Here is a 16,866-nt window from a genome sequence, read left to right as displayed (position 1 = left end):
AGAAATAGTTAAATATTGCATGTTACAGCAATTATTACTGCAAAAAACAGCAAAATTAAAGATTGTTGCCTATCTTTGCCTTGCATAAAGCTTAAAATCGTTTAGCAATGATTCCAACAACAACTTTGAATTACCCAATTGACGAAGAATCCAGAAAATTTGAAAAAACGAATACAAAAATTTACCAAAGTTCCGATGAAGCATCCTTGCGGGTGGCCAATGAAGTGGCTGACCTAATAAAGGAAAGACAAAAGAAAGGAAAGAATGTTGTGCTCGGCCTAGCCACCGGATCTACACCGACCAAGGTTTATGAATATTTGGTGAAGTTTCACAAAGAAGATGGCTTGAGCTTCAAAAATGTGATCACTTTCAATCTGGATGAATATTATCCCATGGAACCTGATTCCATACATAGTTATGTGCGGTTCATGAACGAACATTTATTCGACCACATCGATATAAAAAAGAAAAACATCCATATTCCTGATGGGACCTTGGATAAGGAAGATGTCCGCGAATTTTGTGAAGCTTACGAGAAAAAAATCGATCAAGCCGGCGGTATCGATATACAAATACTAGGTATCGGTAGAACCGGACATATTGGATTCAATGAACCAGGGTCATCGTTGAAAAGTAAAACAAGGCTTGTCAGATTGGACCGGGTCACCAGATTGGATGCTGCCAGTGATTTTTTCGGACTTGAAAATGTGCCCATAAAAGCCATTACAATGGGGGTAGGAACCATTATGGCCGCCAAAAAAATAATCTTGATGGCATGGGGCGAAGGAAAATCAAGTATAATTCAACAATCTGTTGAAGGAAAAATTAAGGAAAGCGTACCGGCGACATTCCTACAGCACCATGAAAACTGTGATTTCATTTTGGATACGGCATCCGCATCCTCGCTCACCAGAATGAGTACGCCATGGTTGGTAACTGAATGCGATTGGGATGATAAACTGATCAAAAAAGCTACGCTTTGGCTTTCCGAAAAATTGAACAAGGCTATTTTAAAGCTGACTAACGAAGATTACAACGAATACGGAATGGGAAATTTGGTCGCAGAAGTAGGTTCTGCGGAACACATTAACCTTAAGGTATTCAACGATCTGCAAAGCACCATTACCGGCTGGCCTGGAGGAAAACCCAATACCGACGATAGCAGACGCCCAGAAAGAAAATCTCCGTACCCTAAAAGAACCTTGATTTTCAGCCCGCACCCGGATGATGACGTCATCTCTATGGGAGGAACACTATTGAGACTTGTGGATCAAGGGCACGAAGTACATGTTGCCTACCAAACTTCAGGGAACATCGCTGTGTTCGATGACGAGGTTATCCGATTTCTTGACTTTGCTACAGATGTACAGGCCAACAATCAGGAACTGGAAAACAAACTGCTGGAAGCCAGAAAGTTTCTAAGCAGTAAAACTCCTGGGCAAGTAGATAGTCCCGAGATTCAAAAAATCAAGGGCTTTATTAGAAAGGGGGAAGCATTGGCCGCATGTAGATATTGCGGTGTGGAAGAGAAAAATGCGCATTTCTTGAACCTACCCTTCTATGAGACCGGCGCGGTAAAGAAAAAGCCCCACTCAGAGGAAGACATTAAAATCACTTATGATCTGTTGAATGAAATTAAACCCCACCAAATATTTGCGGCGGGTGACCTTTCAGACCCACATGGAACCCACAGGGTCTGTCTGGAAATTATCTACCAAACATTGGAACGACTAGTAGCCGATAAAGCTGATTGGTTGGATGACTGCTACGTATGGCTTTACCGTGGAGCATGGCAGGAATGGGATATAGCCGATATGGAAATGGCAGTACCCATTGGCCCAATGGATATGGAACGAAAAAAGAATGCCATATTCAAGCATCAATCACAGAAAGACGCGGCAATGTTCCCTGGAAATGACGAGAGGGAATTCTGGCAAAGAGCGGAAGAAAGGAACAAAGAGACAGCAATAAAATACAATAGTTTGGGTATGGCCGAGTACGAAGCCATGGAAGGCTTTGTGAGGCATAAATTCATGTAGTTAATTAAAAAAGGGCCTTATAAATAAGGCCCTTTTTTTACATGAGTTCTATCTTTCCCCGATAAGCTTCCAATTTTGGATCGGTATTTTCCAGCTCGGTGATCAAGATATCTACAGAATCTATATCACATATCTTATAACGTTGTACGGAACTGATTTTTTCAGATATTGATGATACCACTACCTTTTTTGATGCTCGAATCATAGCCTTTTTCAATTGGACGATTTCCCAATCAAATTCGGTTATACCATCAGTTGGATGCATACTGTTCACACCCAAGAAACAAATATCTACCCTTAGCTCTGATAGCACTCCAATAGGCCCTCCTCCCACTGTGATCTGGGAATCCTTGTTCACTCTTCCGCCAATAAATATCACTTCAATGTTGGGCTTGGGCAATAACTGCACGGCGATGGGCAAGCTCGGAGTAAAACAGGTAATCTTTAAATATGGAGGAATAAGTCTTGCTATTTCTTGATTGGTGGTTCCACCTGTTAACAGCACAACCTGACCTGCTTTTAGCATAGAAACTGCCTTCTCCGCAATTCGAGACTTCTTTTCTAGGGAATATATTTCGTTGTTGGCGTAATTATAATGATTGAACCCCAATGAAATGGCACCACCATGCACTCGCTTCAACTTGTTCTTATCATGCAACTCTTTGATATCCCTCCTTACCGTATCCGAGGAAACTTTTAAGAGTTCGGCAATATCAGTCAGCAGAACTTTATTGTGAATCCGCACTTCATTCAATATGACCTGATGGCGTTCTTCTTTGAGCATGGTAGTGTTGTTTTGGCAAATGTAAAAGTTTTAGTGCTTTAGTAAATAAATGCAAAAAATAGCTCTCAAAAAAATAAATCAGTAAAAAACTGGCAAAAAATTGCAAGATTTTCGATTATTTGCATATTTTTGAATGTGATGGGTTATTATCCAACACGAATAAACCTAAGCTAAAGTTTAACACTCAACTCAAAATTCTAACTTATGATCGGAAAAATTTTACGTCAACTGTTGCTTTTGGCGTGTATGGCCTCATCAGCCATTGCATTTTCCCAAAGCCAGTTCACCTTTACGGGAACTGTAACAGAAGATGGCACCGGTGTACCAGTTACAGGTGCTTCAGTCTTCATTGAGAATACTGCTTATGGAACAGTCAGTGATTTTGACGGTAATTACACATTTACCGCTAATCTGGAATCAGGCACTTATACCCTGGCTGTAAGCTCATTAGGGTACTCCACACAAAAAATATCGGTTGATCTGGGTAGCAACCCAACAATCAACACAGATATTTTGCTTGCTGAGGATATCCTGAGCCTAGATGCCGTTGTGGTAACAGGTACCGGTTCCGGAGCAAACAAAAGAACACTGGGAAATGCCATTTCTTCTATTAGATCGGAAGAATTGGTAAACAATGCAGCCATTGCGGTGGACCAGGCCATCTCAGGTAAAATTACCGGTGCCCTGGTACAACAGAACTCTGGTGACCCTGCGGGTGGTATGAGTATCCGTTTAAGGGGACCAAGTACAGTTCTTGGTAGCTCAGACCCACTTTATATTGTTGATGGAATTATTATTAGTAATTCCAGTAACAGTAACGATTTGGTTGATCTTGGTGGTACATCACAAAACCGTCTTGTTGACCTCAACCCAAATGATATTGAACGAATAGAGGTCATTAAAGGTGCTGCTGCTGCGGCCATTTATGGATCTAGGGCAAGTAACGGGGTAGTTCAGATCTTTACCAAAAAGGGCCGTCTGGGAGAACCTAAGTTCAGTTTCTCTACAAACATTCGAGTAAATGAATTACGGAAAGAGATAGACTACAACACAGCACCTTTGGCCTGGGTAGACCCCTTTGACAGAACCAACTTGGAAACTGTTCCCGTAGAAAGGTTCAACTATCAAGATGATTTCTTTGAAACAGGTTTTGGTATAGAGAACTTTCTTTCGGTAACTGGAGGTAACGAACGTACTTCCTATTACATCTCTGGATCGTTCTTGGACAACGAAGGGATAATCAAAAACACAGACTTCCAAAGAGTCGGGTTTAAAACCAATATTACTCAAAAAGCATGGGACTGGCTGGAGATAACCGCTGGCCTCAATTACACCCGAAGTGTGAGCAGTGATATTCCCAACGGAGGTATAAATGCTGCTTACGGAGCTATCACAGGATTTGTTTTTAGCGACAACTCAGTAGATCCCAACCCAGATGAATCTGGTGTTTATCCAGTTACTTCTCTTTTGGTTCCACGTACCAACCCTCTTGAAGCAGTAGATCGTTTCGATTTTGGCCAAAAGGTCAATCGTGTGATCACAAGTGTGGGTCTTAACGCAGACATCACCGAAAACTTAAAGGCAAATTACCTTCTTGGGTTGGATTTTTACAATCAATCAGCGACAGCTTTCATTCCTATAAACAATACCTCACCTAATGGTGACGGTTTTTCCAGAAGAGCGGACATCAACAATTTTCAGTACAATAGTGATTTGAATCTTACCTATCAGATTCCTATCAATGATGATATTGAGTCCACAACCACCTTGGGCGGTTCCTGGCAATACGAAGAGTTTGATCGTGTAGCTATCGAAGCCGACGGGCTTGCTCCGGTAGTACAAGTTGCTTCGGATGGTAGTATTTTGACCCAAGGCGAAACACGTTCCCAAATTTCATACTGGGGATCGTTTCTTCAACAGTCATTCAGCTACAAGAACAAACTTTATGTCAATGGAGCCATAAGGCTCGATGGCGCTTCCACCTTTGGTGAGGACGAAAGAAATCAAGTTTATGCAAAGGCTAGTTTGTCCTATGTAATTTCCGAAGAAGATTTCTGGCAAGATACTTTTGGAGAAACATTCAACACATTTAAATTAAGAGGATCTTGGGGACAAGCCGGTAACCTTACGGCACTATCAGCCTTTCAAAGATTTACCACGTTAAATCCGTCTTCAATCAATGGAACACCTAGTCTTATTCCTAGTACTCAACAAGGAGATTTGAACATCGCTCCGGAGAGACAGGAAGAATTTGAAATAGGTTTTGATGCAGGATTGTTGGATAATAGACTTGGAATAGAGTTCACCTACTACAAACAAGATGTAACAGATTTATTATTGCCTCGTGAACTATCTCCATCCACAGGATTCGGTTCTAGGATTGAGAATGTTGGTGATTTGGAAAACAAAGGGGTCGAATTGTTGTTAAGGGGATCACCCATAAGAACGGATGATTTCTCTTGGGACATTACCGCTACCTTTTCACAAAATGATAATGTAGTGACCAAGGTTGCTGGTGGAGGCCAATTTGCACTGGCTGGCAGTTTTGCAACAAATTATGTGATTGAGGGAGAGCCCTTGGGCGTATTCTTCCGTCAGTTCTATGCCAGGGATGCGGATGGTAGCATTTCGTTGGATGAAAATGGCTATCCGTTTAGAGGGACTACCGAGGATGGTGAAGGTTCTAAAGTATTGGGAGATCCCAACCCTGATTGGTTTGGATCGTTGATCAACGAATTTGCGTATAAAAACTTCAAATTGAGGATACAGTTGGATGCCGTTCAAGGCTTTGACGTCTTTAACTGGAACCGAAGACTATTGGACAATGTAATTTTCGGCGGAGGTTACAATGTTGGTCAGGAACTTTTAGGAAACAGACCCAAAGGATTTGGAGGCGCACAAGCTGGTATTTTCGAAGAGTTTGTGGAAGATGGTTCCTTTGTGAAACTTAGGGAATTGGCTCTCAGTTACCACTTTAAGCCCCCATTTGAGGGAATTGATGACATTCAGTTGAGCTTGGTGGGCAGGAACCTCATCTCTTGGGATGACTACAGCGGATGGGATCCAGAAATCAACACTCCAGGCCAAAGTAATGGCGTAAGAGGGTTCGATTTTGCAGGGGTACCAATACCAAGGACCTATCAATTGGGAATCAATGTAAGTTTCTAATTCAAAAAAAAGCACAATGAAAAACAATATAAAATTCTTTATTATTTGCATTTCACTTGCGTTTGGAGTCACATCCTGCGAGACAGATTTTGACAATCCCAATGCGGCAACTGAAGATCAAACGTTCAACTCGCGCGAAGGTATTTTTGCCGCAGCGGTAGGTTTGCAACAACTCTATTCAACAACGGGCCTTCGTTGGATTGTGGAAACGCCGGCAGTTACTACGCGGGAAGGTGGAATAACCACAACCTTTCAGAATATGATCGAACTTGAAGATGGAGGGACCAGTCTACCCAACTTCAACTCCAATGTTCAAGGACTGTGGTCTACCATGCTACGAGTAATCAAAATTGCCGAAGACATAGAGGCAAGTGCCAGTGACATAGAGCTTGAAGCTGGAACACAAAGTGGACTTATTGCCCATGCCAAGCTATTCAAAGCAATGGCTATCGGTAGTCTAGCACAAAATTACGAACAGGTTGTAGTTCAAACCAGTAATAACAACGATGCGGTTTTTGTATCCAGAACCGAAGGGTTCCAGACGGCAATCACATTATTATCTGAAGCTGCAGCGCAGTTATCAGCCAATGCCGCATCCTCAGAGTTCATCAATGGCATAACCCTGGGAAATCTTGATTTGCCCAATACCATTGCCGCAATGAGTGCCAGATATAATCTATTTGCAGGCAACTATGATGCTGCCATTTCAGCTGCAAATTCAGTTGATTTGAGTTCGACTTCTATTTTTGCCTACGATTCACAAAACCTGAATCCAATTTGGGCAAGGGTCATCCAAAATGATGCGCCAAATTTTAAGCCTAGAGATAATTTTGGGCTTCCAGCAGAATTTGTTTTTGATGCTGCTGATGGACGTTTGGCGTTCTATTTGGTCGCTCTGGATGAAACCAATCAGAATGGATTGCCTATTGAAGATATTTCTGGGTTTTTTGATGAAAGTACAGAACCTATCCCGGTTTACTTGCCAGATGAAATGAACCTTATCATTGCTGAGGCAAATTTAAGATCGGGCACACCGAATTTGGGAGCGGCCACTACGGCACTTAACGAAGTGCTTACAGATACCGATGATCCCTTTGGAGTTAATGCTGATGTTGATGCCTATGCCGGACCAAACACTGCGGCTGACCTTCTAAACGAAGTATACAAAAACAGAAGAGCCGAACTTTTTCTGACGGGAGTAAGTTTAGAAGACAGCCGTAGGTTTGGGAGACCAGAACCTAGCGGAGCTGCAATGAATTATGCCGAAGAACGGAACAGAAATTTCTACCCCTATCCAGATTTGGAAAGGAATAGTAATCCGAATACTCCGGCAGACCCCTCGATTTGAAATAGATGTTTTGAGTAGTTAGTTTTCATAATCAAATCCGAGTGAAAAGGCCTACATTTAATTTTTAAGTAGGCCTTTTTTTACTAAGCATGTACAAGTTTTTATCCATACTTCTTTTTACATTCTTGTTTTCTTGCACAGCAACCAAGGTGCCCACAGAAGAATTTCGAGGTGTTTGGGTAGCCACTGTGGTCAACATAGATTGGCCAAAAAAAGCTACGGACAACCCAGAAAAACAAAAAAAGGATTTTACGGATATCCTGGATTTTTATCAAACCCTCAACTTCAATGCGGCCATTGTGCAGGTTCGCACTGCTGGAGATGCCTTTTATCCAACCAAACTTGCTCCTTGGTCCAAATATCTTACGGGACAGGAAGGTGAGGCCCCAAAAGAATTTTCAGACCCTCTTGAGTGGATGATAAAAGAAACCCACCAACGCGGTATGGAGTTCCATGCTTGGCTCAACCCCTATCGTGCTACTTTTGACCTTGATACCCTTGCTCTGTCCCAAAAACATGATTTCTACCAGCATCACGATTGGATGGTGAAATACGGAAAGAAATATTACTACAATCCAGGTTTGCCTGAAGTACGCAACCAATTTGTAAAAATCATTGAGGAGTTAGTGGGCAAGTATGAAATAGATGCCATTCATTTTGACGACTATTTTTATCCCTACAAAATCAAAGATGAAGTATTTGATGATTCCACAGCATATCAAACCTATGGTTTGCAAGATCAGAGTCTCGAAGACTGGCGAAGAAGCAATGTGGATTCCTTGGTCAAAAATGTACATCAAACCATAAAGAGGACAAAACCATGGGTGCAATTTGGCATTAGTCCTTTTGGAGTTTGGAAAAACAACAGTACGGATCCCCGAGGCTCCAACACCAAGGCCGGACAGACCACTTACGAAGATCTATACGCCGACCCCCTACTCTGGATTGAGAAAGGATGGTTGGATTATCTGGCCCCGCAGGCCTATTGGAGTATGGATTACCCCCCCGCCTCACATAGGGAGATTGTATCATGGTGGGCCAAAACCAGCTCCAACACCAATCTCTACATTGGCAACGGAACATACAAAATCAAAAACAACAAAGATGAGGCTTGGGAAAAGAAAAATGAAATTCCCAAACAACTCAACTTTGCAAGAGATCAAGAGAACGTTGCCGGAAACATTTTTTTCAGCGCCAAATCACTTATCGGAAAACATCCTGAAATAACCAAGTCCCTTAAAAGAAAGTTCTATCCCTTGCCTTCCAAAAACCCGAGTTCACGAAACAAAATTAAAAGGCATGTTTTGGCACCCTCCGTGGAAAAAATCACAAAAAATGGTAACGATTTAGAGATTTGTATTTCTCATAGCGATTCCATTCCAAGGTTTATAAATTATTATACCCTTAAAGGCAAAGAGGCCAATAAAAAAGTACTCATTGCCAAGGATTATCTCTCTGAAAGCCAAAATCAAGGGTGCTTCGAAAATAAGTTTACCAAAAAAAACCTGAGAAAAGGAATTGGTGTTACGGTAATTGACCCATTTGGAAATGAAAGCTCCTTGTTGGAGTTGAACCTAAAATTGGAATGACATGCAGGATATGATAGTTAGATTAATGGAATTGCCTGATATTTCTGAAGCAGAGACCTATCATCTGGAAATGGAAAAAATTATTTTCCGAAGACCCATTCAACCAGAAAAAAGTCTAGTGGTAAACTGGGTAAGGGAAAACTTCAGTCAAAATTGGGCGGACGAGACCGAAATGGCTTTCGCTTCGCTTCCTGCCAATTGTTTTATTGCGCAGCGAGGACAATCCATTTTGGGATTTGCATGTTTTGAGGTCTCGGCCAAAAACTTTTTTGGTCCAACAGGGGTTCTTCCTTCGGAACGGGGCAAGGACCTGGGAAAGGTACTACTGGTCAAATCTCTTCAAGCCATGAAAGAAATGGGGTATGCATATGCTATCATTGGAGGTGTTGGTCCGGCATCATATTATAAAAAGGTAGTAAATGCGGAAATCATTGTAGATTCGGAGAAAAGTATCTATCAAAATCTATTAATGCATCACAAATAATATGGCACAAAAGGACAAAAATGCTTGGCTTTGGATACCCACACTGTATTTTACCCAGGGGATTCCTTACATATTGGTTGTTACTGTATCCGTGATTATGTATAAACGTCTGGGCATAGGTAATGCCGAGATTGGCCTGTACACCAGTTGGCTCTATTTACCATGGGTAATAAAACCGTTATGGAGCCCCATTGTGGACCTCAATGGTACCAAACGAAAATGGTTTTTGTCCATGCAGCTATTAATTTCTCTGGCTTTTTTAGGAATTGGACTGTTCCTTCCTTCCAATGCCTTTTTCACCATTACCCTAGCCTTCTTTTGGATGGTCGCTTTTGCCTCAGCCACAAATGACATTGCTTCGGATGGATATTACATGATTGGTCTAACACAGAAGAAACAATCCTTTTTTATTGGTCTTCGCAGTACTTTCTATCGTTTAGCCATGGTTACCGGGCAAGGGCTTTTGGTCATCTTTGCAGGCTTTTTGGAACAGAAATATGGAGACAATACCAAGGCATGGTCCATGACCATGATCTGCTCTGCAGTTCTTATGCTGGTTTTGACTATCTCCAATTTTTTCGCAACACCAAAGTTTGAAGAAGATAAGACCGAAGATGGCGAAAAACCAGCAGGCTTTTTAGAAGTTTTCGCTTCTTTCTTCAAAAAGAAACAAATAGGCGTGGCCCTGTTGTTCATACTCACCTATCGTTTGGGAGAGTCGCAATTGGTAAAAATGGCCTCTCCTTTTCTTCTAGATGAGTTGGAAGTAGGCGGCCTTGGGTATTCCACTGAAGCTGTTGGTACCATCTATGGAACCATCGGGGTGATCATGTTATCACTGGGAGGAATACTTGGAGGTATTCTCATCTCCAAAGACGGATTAAAAAAATGGATGCTCCCCATGCTTTTGGCGCTCAATCTACCCAATGCACTTTATGCATTATTGGCCATAACTCAATCCACGAGTATTTATGCAGTTACCGGAACGGTTATTTTGGAGCAGTTTGGTTACGGTTTTGGGTTTGCTGCCTTTATGATCTACCTTATCTATATCGCTGAAGGAATTTCCAAGACTTCCCACTACGCTATTGCCACAGGGTTTATGGCATTGGGAATGATGCTCCCGGGAATGCTGAGCGGATACATTCAGGAATGGTTAGGTTATGATGGTTTCTTTGTTTGGGTAGTCATTGCCGCACTACCAGCATTTTTTGTATTGAATTATCTTAAATATCCAGCGGACTATGGAAAGAAGTCAAATGAAGCAGATGCCTGAGGATAAGAATACATTTTTGGTTTCTAAAGAAAGCCTTTCTCTTCGGCAAAAAACAGGGCAATTGTTTATGCCGGCGGTTTTTATCAACGATACGGAGGAAGAAGTTCAAAAAATGGAAAAGCTTATACAGGAGCACCATATTGGGTCCATTTGCTTCTTTCATAGCAGGGCAAGTGCTGCAACCAACTTTGAAGGAAAGAAAAAGGTTGTCCACAACGAAAAGAGCCTTGACCGACTTAAACAGCTCATCTACAGATATCAAAAAGCAGCAAAAATTCCCTTGCTCATTGCCATGGATGCTGAGTGGGGTCTTGCTATGCGAATTGAAAATACCCCTCAATACCCCTATGCCATTACATTGGGAGCTTCCACCAACTCTATTTCAACATTAGAAGAAATAGGCCTAAGAATCGGATTGGATTGCAAAGAGGCGGGCATCAACTGGAATCTTGCCCCAGTAGTGGACATCAATAACAATCCAGAAAACCCGGTTATCGGATACCGGTCCTTTGGAGACGACAAAAATGAAGTGCTTTCGAGAGCAAGTGCTTTTACCGAAGGGATGAGCAAAGCAGGCATCCTTAACTCAATCAAACATTTTCCTGGACATGGTGATACGGCAACGGATTCGCATTTGGGCCTTCCGGTAATCGATAAATCACTTCAACAACTTAATGAAAACGAGTTATTTCCTTTTAATGGGTTAATCAAAAAAGGAGTGGATTCCGTGATGGTGGGACATTTACTCGTTCCCCAACTGGATGCAGAAGAGCCTTCTACCACCTCACACATCATTATAACGGAGTTGCTTCGCAACCAGTTAGGATTCAAGGGAGTAATTATCTCGGATGCATTGAACATGCATGCCGTTTCAAAAAAATATCCTGAAAAAGGAAAGCTTGAAGCCACAGCATTTGAAGCAGGAATGGACGTGTTGTGCTTCAGTGAAAATGTGGAGGAAGGTATAGAAACCATTTTGAAAACCTCCTCAAAAGTTAGGATTGAGGAAAGTTTTGAACGGATTTGGCACCTCAAGGAAAAAGTCTTTTTGAACAAGGTTTCCGAAAAAATCCATTCAACGAAAAATCACCAACAACTCAACCGACTAGCTGCCGAACAAAGTCTAACAGAACTCTATGGAAATCCTGATGTTGTTCAAGATATCAAATCTTCAAAGTTCTTAAATCTTTGGGTCGGTAGTCCAACGCAGAATCTTTTTTCATCCAAAATCCACGAGGAACAGAGGAATGAACCTTGGGAGTTGACAAGCAGCTTGATTGCCGATGAAGAAAAAATGAAGGTGTCCCAAAATGTGGTACTGGCAGTTTTCCCTCCACAGGTGAAACCTAAAGGTTCATTTGGCTTTAGCTCAGAACAACTAGAATTGATAAAACAGCTTGTCCAGACCAAAAATGTCTTGCTCTATCTTTTTGGAAACCCATTTGCCCTGGATTTATTTGATTTAGATTCAACAGCAAATGCTGTAATGGTCTATCAAGATTTTGAGGTGTTTCAAGAAGTGGCTTATCAACATTTTATGGGGCTTCTGAAAGCGAGCGGAAGACTTCCAGTTAAACTTAAAACTTTCAATCCATGAAAACAGACACCATCACTTCTTGGGAAAAAAATGCATCGGAATGGATAAAAATCATTCAGAACAACAGCATTCCATCTCGTAAGTATACCAACAGGGCCATTTTGGACGCAGTTAAAGAACTTAAGGGAAAAAAGATAGTGGATATTGGGTGTGGAGAAGGTTGGCTGACTCGGGAAATGGGCAAAATGGGATGGGAAGCTACGGGAATAGACGCCATTCAAAGCCTAATTACCGAAGCTAGAAAAAAAAGTTCGGATAGCTTTTACGTTGGAACCTACGAGGATATCATGGCAGACAAGCAAATTGAAAATCAACCTTTCGACGCTGCCATTTTTAATTTCTGCTTGTACGCCAAAGACGATTTGCCCCTGCTGTTGGGCAATACGCTTAAGCAAATCACAGCCAAGGGATCTATAGTAATCCAGACCCTACACCCTTTCTTTTTGGTTCAGAATGGATTTTCCTATGAAAGTCAATGGTTATCCGATTCTTGGAAGGGCCTTCCAGGAGATTTTAAAGACGGGCATGTGTGGTATGCCAGAACCCTGGAAGATTGGATTCGCGAAATCAATACCCTACAAAACGTGAGTTTTACAATAAAAGAGATACGTAACGATGAGGGCAATCCTATTTCCCTCATCATCAAAATAACAAAACTATGAGTACCTACAAGGTTTTGGGGCTAATGTCCGGAACATCGTTGGATGGTTTGGACATGGCCTATTGCCATTTTTCCAAGGATGGGGGAAAATGGCAGTTTTCCATTGAAAAAACAAGGGACATCTCCTATACCAAGGAAATGAAGGAATACCTCAAAAATGCCATTTTCCTTTCTGACGAAGCACATGACAAACTGCACCTGGATTATGGCTCATGGCTAGGGGAGCAATCCAGAAAGTTCATTGAAGACGAGGATTTAGAAATCGATTTTATCGCCAGTCATGGACATACCTCTCATCATAGACCTGAAGAGGGGTTCACATTTCAGTTGGGAGATGGACAGTGGTTGGCCAACATCAGTGGAAAAAAGGTCATATGCGATTTTAGAACCAAAGATGTGTCCCTTGGAGGACAGGGAGCCCCTTTGGTACCAATTGGTGATCAATTGTTATTTTATGATTTTGATTTCTGTCTAAACCTGGGAGGTATCAGTAATATATCCTTTGAAAAAGATGGAAAGCTTATTGCTTATGACATTGGCCTAGCCAATATGCCCTTAAATTATATTACCCAAAAGATTGGACTTGAGTATGACGAAAATGGCAAAATGGCCCGTTCCGGGAATTTGGATAAGGATTTGCTACAAAAACTGAACAGCCTTCCTTATTATCAACTCCCCTATCCTAAATCCACAGGATATGAATGGTTCACGGAAGATATAGTTCCCCTGATTGAAGCTTCGCAGGTTTCTGAAGCTGACCTTCTACATACTTTCATTTATCATAATTCTGAACAGATAGCTCTAGACGTCCTTAAAAACATCCAGAAACCGAAGAGTAGATTATTGGTCGCTGGCGGAGGCGCTTTGAACAGTTTTTTTATTGAAACGCTCCAGGAAAAACTAGGCCAAAGTGTTGAGTTGGTGGTGCCTACCAAAACCTTGATTTCCTATAAAGAAGCCTTGGTTTTTGCTCTTATGGGAGTTCTACGGTTAGAAGGCAATCCCAATGTACTCAGTTCCGTTACAGGTGCCAGTGAGGATTCTTGCAGTGGTGAAATTTATTTTCCAAAAACTAAACCGTAACCAACTTGTTGGGCTTTCTGATCATCATAAAAAGTAAGAGGGAAAAGATTCCACATACGGCTAATCCCGAAAATAACGGCCAAACGCTGTCTTCTACATAACCTCCAATAAATGTTGCGATAGGTATGGCCAAAACTGTGGATACAAATCCATTAATGGCTGCCCCTATTCCCGCAATATGGCCAATGGGTTCCATAGCAATGGACCGAAAGTTCCCCCACATAAACCCAAGGCAGAAAAACTGCGCAGAAAGGAATGCCACCAGCACAACTATACTTGGGTTTGGTGAATTCAAGAACCACAGGGAATAAAACAGAGCGATAATGGTAAAGGCTGTTGTGGCCATCCACGAAAGTCTTCGCATCCCAAAACGCATCACCAAGGTTCCGTTTAGAAATGTTGAAAGTCCAATAGAAATGGCCAACCCCGCAAAAATGTATGGAAATGCTTCCTTCATTGCATATTGGTCTTCAAAAATATGCTGTGCGGAACTTAGATAAACCAGGAAAGAACCTGTCACAAGTCCAGAAATCAACGTAAAGATTATTGTTTCCCGAAACCGGACAAACTCTTTTAATCCATCGATGAACACATGACTGGAAAACGGAATCTTATATTCTGGTCGTAAAGTCTCCGGTTGTCTTTTCCAAAACCAAAAAGCTATTATTACGGCAAAAATCAGCTGTACATAAAAAATAGCCTTCCAACCGAAGCCATCCAGAATTACTTTACCAATGGCAGGAGCCACAACGGGAACCAAAATAAAAAAGGCCACCACAAAGGACATAACCCTTGCCATATAATCACCTTTATAGGTGTCCCTAATTATGGATATGGCTATGGTCCGAGGTGCAGAAAGTCCGATTCCCTGTAAAATCCTACCTACTACCATGATTTCCAAGGAGGGTGCATACAAACAGATTAGACTGGCTATCAAAAACAAAATAAAACCTGCGTATACAATCGGTTTTCTGCCGTAGCAATCAGAAAGTGGACCAAAGAACAATTGCCCTACTCCAAGTCCCAAAAATATCATGGTTACCAACATCTGATTATCCGTTGGATCCAGACTGTGTATGGCAACTCCGATATTGGATATAGCCGGCAATATTGCATCAATGGCCAATGCCACAATCGACATTAAGGCGGCCATCAATGCAATAAATTCAAAATTCGGTTTTTGGGCGTCTTTTTGCATTCGGCAAAATTAGACAACCCCGGTTTATCCGAGAAGTTTTTAAGAAAGTATTATGGTTATGTTTTCTATAATTCTTTTCTGAAAACGTTTTAGTTACAACGGAATGTTTCCGTGTTTCTTTTTAGGCGCATTTACCTGCTTTTTCTCTAGCATGGCAAAAGCCTTCAATAGTTTTCTTCTAGTGTTTTTAGGTAAAATTACCTCATCGATAAAACCACGTCTAGCAGCACGGTACGGATTGGCAAATTTGTCCGCATACTCGGCTTCCTTTTCCTTCAATTTGGCTTCTGGGTCATCTGCTGCAGCAATTTCACGTCTAAAGATAATTTCACTCGCTCCTTTGGCACCCATCACCGCGATTTCTGCACTTGGCCATGCAAAGTTGAAATCTGCCCCAATGTGTTTGGAGTTCATCACGTCATAAGCACCTCCGTATGCCTTACGGGTAATTACAGTTACTCTTGGTACTGTTGCTTCGCTAAGCGCATACAACAATTTGGCACCGTGCATAATAATTCCGTTCCATTCCTGATCGGTTCCTGGTAAAAATCCGGGTACATCGACCAAAACCAACAAAGGAATATTAAAGGCATCGCAGAAACGGGTAAATCTTGCCGCCTTTCGGGAACTTTTAACTCCTAGAACGCCTGCTAGGAACATGGGTTGGTTGGCTATAATACCAACACTTCTTCCTCCCAATCTGGCAAAGCCAACGATGATATTCTCTGCATAATCCTTATGGATCTCATAAAAAGTATCCTTGTCAATGATACCATCAATAACATCATGCATGTCATAAGGCTTATTGGGATTGTCAGGTACTATACTTGAAAGTTCCTCCCGAATTTCTTCTCCCAACTCGTAGTCTTTTTGCTTTGGGGTTTCAGTATTGTTTTGGGGCAAGTAGTCCAATAACCGTCTGATATCATCCAAACAGGCCGCATCATTGGAAGAGGTCTTATGGGCCACACCTGATTTAATGGCGTGGGCACTCGCACCCCCCAACTCATCAGAAGTTACCTCTTCATTGGTCACTGTTTTAACCACGTTTGGACCCGTGACAAACATATAGCTGGTTCCTTCCACCATAACAATGAAATCCGTCATGGCCGGGGAATATACCGCTCCACCGGCGCAGGGGCCCATTACAGCTGATATCTGGGGAATAACCCCAGAAGCTTGAACGTTTCTATAAAATATGTCCGCATAGCCTCCTAAAGATTTTACCCCTTCCTGGATTCTTGCACCTCCAGAATCGTTCAATCCCACAATTGGTGCTCCCACTTTCATGGCCAAATCCATCACCTTGCAGATTTTTTCCGCATGTGTTTCGGACAAAGCACCTCCAAAAACCGTGAAATCCTGGGCATACACGTATACCAATCTTCCATTGACCGTGCCATAGCCCGTAATTACACCATCACCATAATAGACTTCCTTGTCCATACCAAAATCTGTGGTACGATGCGTGACCAATGCTCCCATCTCTTCAAAGGAACCCTCGTCCAAAAAGTAGAGGATACGTTCTCTGGCCGTCAGCTTTTTTTTCTGGTGTTGTTTTTCGATACGTTTTTCACCACCACCCAAATGTGCCTGGGCTAGTTTGTCTTCTAAAATTTTTATTTTGCTGTCCATTGAA

The 16,866-nt window shown here is 41.9% G+C and carries 12 protein-coding genes; 9 read left to right on the top strand and 3 right to left on the bottom strand.

What is annotated here, in order from left to right:
- Positions 1-107 precede the first annotated feature (107 nt).
- Positions 108-2,039, top strand: a complete 1,932-nt coding sequence (nagB, locus tag DX873_RS02715; RefSeq protein WP_116182984.1) for a glucosamine-6-phosphate deaminase — start codon at positions 108-110, stop codon at positions 2,037-2,039.
- A 37-nt stretch (positions 2,040-2,076) separates the two neighbouring features.
- Here nagB and DX873_RS02710 read toward each other — a convergent pair whose 3' ends face one another.
- Positions 2,077-2,823 (bottom strand): DeoR/GlpR family DNA-binding transcription regulator, encoded by a 747-nt coding sequence (locus tag DX873_RS02710; RefSeq protein WP_116182983.1) that lies wholly within the window; start codon positions 2,821-2,823, stop codon positions 2,077-2,079.
- Between the two features lie 204 nt (positions 2,824-3,027).
- Here DX873_RS02710 and DX873_RS02705 point away from each other — a divergent pair, with 204 nt between their 5' ends.
- The 8 genes from DX873_RS02705 to DX873_RS02670 all read left to right on the top strand — a co-directional run bounded on the left by DX873_RS02705 (position 3,028) and on the right by DX873_RS02670 (position 14,029).
- Entirely contained in the window at positions 3,028-5,991 is a 2,964-nt protein-coding gene (locus DX873_RS02705; RefSeq protein WP_116182982.1) for a SusC/RagA family TonB-linked outer membrane protein, read from the top strand.
- Positions 5,992-6,007: 16 nt separating this feature from the next.
- Complete coding sequence (locus DX873_RS02700; protein ID WP_116182981.1) at positions 6,008-7,339, top strand: RagB/SusD family nutrient uptake outer membrane protein; 1,332 nt, start codon at positions 6,008-6,010, stop codon at positions 7,337-7,339.
- 89 nt (positions 7,340-7,428) lie between these two features.
- Entirely contained in the window at positions 7,429-8,928 is a 1,500-nt protein-coding gene (locus tag DX873_RS02695; RefSeq protein ID WP_116182980.1) for a glycoside hydrolase family 10-like protein, read from the top strand.
- A 1-nt stretch (position 8,929) separates the two neighbouring features.
- On the top strand, positions 8,930-9,412 hold the full coding sequence (locus tag DX873_RS02690) for a GNAT family N-acetyltransferase (protein ID WP_116182979.1): 483 nt from the start codon (positions 8,930-8,932) through the stop codon (positions 9,410-9,412).
- A 1-nt stretch (position 9,413) separates the two neighbouring features.
- On the top strand, positions 9,414-10,688 hold the full coding sequence (locus DX873_RS02685) for an MFS transporter (RefSeq protein ID WP_116182978.1): 1,275 nt from the start codon (positions 9,414-9,416) through the stop codon (positions 10,686-10,688).
- Positions 10,657-12,285, top strand: a complete 1,629-nt coding sequence (locus DX873_RS02680; RefSeq protein ID WP_116182977.1) for a glycoside hydrolase family 3 protein — start codon at positions 10,657-10,659, stop codon at positions 12,283-12,285. Before DX873_RS02685 ends, DX873_RS02680 begins: the two co-directional genes overlap by 32 nt.
- Positions 12,282-12,947: a class I SAM-dependent methyltransferase gene (locus DX873_RS02675; RefSeq protein WP_116182976.1), complete on the top strand. Its 666-nt coding sequence runs from the start codon at positions 12,282-12,284 to the stop codon at positions 12,945-12,947. The genes DX873_RS02680 and DX873_RS02675 overlap by 4 nt, the downstream gene beginning before the upstream one ends.
- Positions 12,944-14,029 carry an anhydro-N-acetylmuramic acid kinase gene (locus DX873_RS02670; RefSeq protein ID WP_116182975.1) on the top strand — a complete coding sequence of 362 codons (1,086 nt, stop codon included), beginning with the start codon at positions 12,944-12,946 and terminating at the stop codon, positions 14,027-14,029. The genes DX873_RS02675 and DX873_RS02670 overlap by 4 nt, the downstream gene beginning before the upstream one ends.
- Here the strand turns inward: DX873_RS02670 and DX873_RS02665 are convergent.
- A complete protein-coding gene (locus tag DX873_RS02665; RefSeq protein WP_116182974.1) occupies positions 14,019-15,227 on the bottom strand; it encodes a multidrug effflux MFS transporter in 1,209 nt (402 codons plus the stop codon). The two genes, DX873_RS02670 and DX873_RS02665, sit on opposite strands and share 11 nt — an antisense overlap.
- 93 nt (positions 15,228-15,320) lie before the next feature.
- Complete coding sequence (locus DX873_RS02660) at positions 15,321-16,862, bottom strand: acyl-CoA carboxylase subunit beta (protein ID WP_116182973.1); 1,542 nt, start codon at positions 16,860-16,862, stop codon at positions 15,321-15,323.
- Positions 16,863-16,866 lie beyond the last annotated feature (4 nt).

This window comes from Flagellimonas nanhaiensis, from assembly GCF_003382275.1.
In the GTDB taxonomy this organism is placed as follows: domain Bacteria; phylum Bacteroidota; class Bacteroidia; order Flavobacteriales; family Flavobacteriaceae; genus Flagellimonas; species Flagellimonas nanhaiensis.
The sequence above is the reverse complement of the archived record's forward strand: the minus strand, read 5'-3'. Positions and strand labels throughout refer to the sequence as shown.